Here is a 601-nt window from a genome sequence, read left to right as displayed (position 1 = left end):
GCATAGCGATATTGATAAAGTATCGTTTACGGGTGAAGTAGGCACAGGTAAAAAAGTAGTGGCAAGTGCTGCCGGTACTTTAAAAGATGTCACGATGGAACTTGGTGGTAAATCTCCACTATTAGTATTTGATGATGCCAACATTGAGCAAGCAGTTAGCGCTGCTATGTTAGGTAACTTTTATACGCAAGGCGAAATTTGTACTAACTGTACACGTATTTACGTTCATAAAAATGTATATCAGCAGTTTATTGATGAGCTTAAAGCGCGCACTGAGAAAAACATTATTGCTGGCGACCCACAAGATTTAAATACTAACTTTGGCGCACTTATTTCTAAAAAGCACCAAGAACTAGTAATGAGCTACGTTAATAAAGGTATTGAAGAAGGTGCAACGCTATTAACCGGTGGTACAACGCTTTCACCTAAATCTGCACCTAATGGCTACTTTGTAGCACCGACTGTGTTTATTGATTGTAATGACGACATGACTATTGTTAAAGAAGAAATATTTGGCCCTGTAATGAGCGTGCTTATTTTTGACGATGAAGACGATGTTATTGCACGCGCTAACGGGACTCACCTAGGCTTAGCCGCAGGC

Annotated in this window: 1 protein-coding gene; it reads left to right on the top strand. The window is 40.1% G+C overall.

Features of this window, described 5'->3' with window-relative positions:
* Nucleotides 1-601 (top strand): aldehyde dehydrogenase family protein (locus L654_RS0101790; RefSeq protein WP_024607075.1); only part of this gene is annotated, 601 nt, incomplete at both ends.

This window comes from Pseudoalteromonas sp. TAB23 (assembly GCF_000498075.1).
Lineage (GTDB): Bacteria > Pseudomonadota > Gammaproteobacteria > Enterobacterales > Alteromonadaceae > Pseudoalteromonas > Pseudoalteromonas arctica.
This window is presented reverse-complemented; position numbering and strand designations above follow the sequence as displayed.